A 2,650-nucleotide genomic window follows, 5' to 3' on the forward strand; every position below is an offset into this window, starting at 1 on the left:
GCCCGGCCCCTGCCCCGGTTGCCCGCCGGGGTCGACCTGGGCGTCCCGGGGCTCACCCCGTTCACCACCCCCAACACCGGCTTCTACCGGATCGACACGGCGCTCTCCGTTCCTCGGCCGGACCCCTCCCGGTGGACCCTGCGCGTCCACGGAATGGTCGACCGCCCCTTCGAGATCGGTATGGACGAGCTGCTGTCGATGCCGCTGGAGGAGGCCGACATCACGCTCTCCTGCGTGTCCAACCAGGTGGGCGGCGACCTCGCGGGCAACACGCGCTGGCTGGGCGCCCCGCTCGCCCGACTGCTCCGACGCGCCGGAGTGCACTCCGGCGCCGACCAGATCCTCAGCACCTCCGACGACGGCTGGACCTGCGGAACCCCCACCGAGGTCGTCATGGACGGGCGCGACGCCCTCCTCGCCGTCGGCATGGGCGGCGAGCCGCTGCCCGCCGAGCACGGATTTCCGGCCCGCATGGTCGTGCCCGGCCTGTACGGCTTCGTGAGCGCCACCAAGTGGGTCACCGACATCAAGCTCACCCGGTTCGCCGACGAGCGCGCCTACTGGGCACAGCGCGGCTGGGCCGTCCGGGCGCCGATCAAGACCATGTCCCGGGTGGACGTGCCCGCCCCGCTGGCCCGGGTGGCCGCCGGGGACGTGGTTCTGGCCGGGGTCGCCTGGGCCCAGCACCGGGGCGTCGACGCCGTCGAGGTGCGGGTGGACGGCGGCGACTGGTGGGAGGCCGAGCTCGCCCGCGTCCCGGGCGTCGACACCTGGGTCCAGTGGGTGGCCGAGACCTCCGTGGAACCCGGACAGCACGACGTGGAGGTCAGGGCGACCGACGCCACCGGCACCACACAGCCCTCGGCCAGAGCCGAACCCGTTCCCGACGGAGCCACCGGGTGGCACCGCATCCGCTTCACGGCGGAGTGACGAACCATCCTCCCTCGCCGCGACCGCGGCCACCGAAGTTGAACAAGTTGAAGGAGAGTTCCATGATTCGCAAGAGCGCACTCACCACCGCCGCCTCCGCCGCCGTTCTGGCGTTCGGTCTGACCGCCTGCGGCGACATGGGCGGTGAGGAGGCCACCGACGCCGCGTCGCCCGAGGCGACCGAGGAGGCCAACAACGGCGGAGAGGAGACCACGGGCGAGGACATGACCGCCATGGAGGCGTTCGGTCCGGGCTGCGCCGCGGTCCCCGAGGACGGCGCGGGCAGTTTCGAGGGCATGGCCCAGGACCCGGTCGCGACCGCGGCCTCGAACAACCCCGTCCTGTCCACCCTGGTCACCGCCGTGACCGAGGCCGACCTGGTCGACACGCTCAACTCGGCCGAGGACATCACGGTGTTCGCGCCCACCAACGACGCCTTCGCCGCGATTCCCGAGGAGGACCTCAACGCCCTCCTCGCCGACCAGGAGCAGCTGACCGAGGTCCTGACCTACCACGTCGTCGGGGGCAGGCACGCACCGTCCGACCTGGAGGACGGGACGTTCACCTCGCTCCAGGGCGGGGACGTCACCACCGAGGGCGCCGGGGAGGACTTCACCGTGAACGGCGACTCCCAGGTGGTGTGCGGCAACGTCCAGACCGCCAACGCCACGGTCTACATCGTCGACACCGTGCTGATGCCCTCCTGAGGGCCGTGACGTCCGGGCGGTCCGTGCGCTGACGCCGGTCCGCCCGGACACCGTTCCCGACCGCCCGTGAGAGGAAGTGGGCAGATGGACGAGGAAGCCGCGGAGCCCCTCGCCCCCGGTGCCGTGGCCCAGGGGCCGCCGAACGCCAGACTCGCCGGACTGCTCCGGCGGGTGGCGCGCGGTGACGAGGAGGCCTTCGACGAGGTGTACGGCCTGGTGAGCCCCTCCGTCTACGGCCTGGCACGCCGGATCCTGCGCGACCCGGCCCAGTCCGAGGAGGTCGCCCAGGAGGTGCTGGTGGAGATCTGGCGCACCGCCTGCCGGTTCGACGAGAACCGCGGGAGCGCCCGCGCCTGGGTGATGACGCTGACGCACCGCAGGGCGGTCGACCGCGTCCGCTCCGAGCAGGCCGCCTCCGACCGGGAGGCCCGTGCCACGGCCTCCGAGACCCACCGGCCCTTCGACGAGGTCGCGGAGGAGGTCGGCGACCGGCTGGAGCGCGAACGCGTCCGCCGGTGCCTCGACACCCTCACCGACCTCCAGCGCCAGTCCGTCCGGTTGGCCTACTACGGCGGGTACACCTACCGGGAGGTCGCCCGGCTGCTGACCACGCCGCTGGGTACCGTCAAGACGCGGATGCGCGACGGACTGATCCGGCTCCGAGACTGCCTGGGGGTGGAGTGGTGAGGAGATCACTGAGCCAGGACCCGCACCGCCTGTCGGGTGCCTACGCCCTCAACGCCCTCTCCCCCGACGAGCGCACGCGCTTCGAGGACCACCTCGCCGGGTGCGCCGCCTGCGTGCAGGAGGTGCGGGGCTTCTCCGAGACCGCCGCCCTGCTCGGTTCGACGGCGGCCGAGGCTCCGCCTGAGGGGCTGCGCGAACGCGTCATGGAACAGGTGTCCCGGACCCGGCAGCTGGCGCCCGCCCCGGAACGCCTGCCCGAGCCCCGTCGGCGCCCGTGGGGGTGGGGCCCCTGGCTGGTGCTCGCCGCCTGCCTGGCCGTGGTGGTC

4 protein-coding genes are annotated in these 2,650 nt (G+C 73.0%); all 4 read left to right on the forward strand.

Translation table 11 applies throughout. The features are described 5' to 3' along the window. A partial coding sequence (locus D471_RS0129660; RefSeq protein ID WP_017601974.1) for a molybdopterin-dependent oxidoreductase occupies positions 1–930 on the forward strand: 930 nt, incomplete at its 5' end. Positions 931–992: 62 nt separating this feature from the next. After that, the gene (locus D471_RS0129665) at positions 993–1,637 is read left to right on the forward strand and encodes a fasciclin domain-containing protein (RefSeq protein WP_017601975.1); all 645 of its coding nucleotides are present in this window, start codon (positions 993–995) and stop codon (positions 1,635–1,637) included. An 84-nt stretch (positions 1,638–1,721) separates the two neighbouring features. Further along, a complete protein-coding gene (locus D471_RS0129670) occupies positions 1,722–2,324 on the forward strand; it encodes a sigma-70 family RNA polymerase sigma factor (protein ID WP_017601976.1) in 603 nt (200 codons plus the stop codon). After that, a partial coding sequence (locus D471_RS0129675; protein ID WP_026128218.1) for an anti-sigma factor occupies positions 2,321–2,650 on the forward strand: 330 nt, incomplete at its 3' end. The genes D471_RS0129670 and D471_RS0129675, both read left to right, overlap by 4 nt.

The sequence above is a fragment of the Nocardiopsis lucentensis DSM 44048 genome, from assembly GCF_000341125.1.
Classification (GTDB): Bacteria; Actinomycetota; Actinomycetes; order Streptosporangiales; family Streptosporangiaceae; genus Nocardiopsis; species Nocardiopsis lucentensis.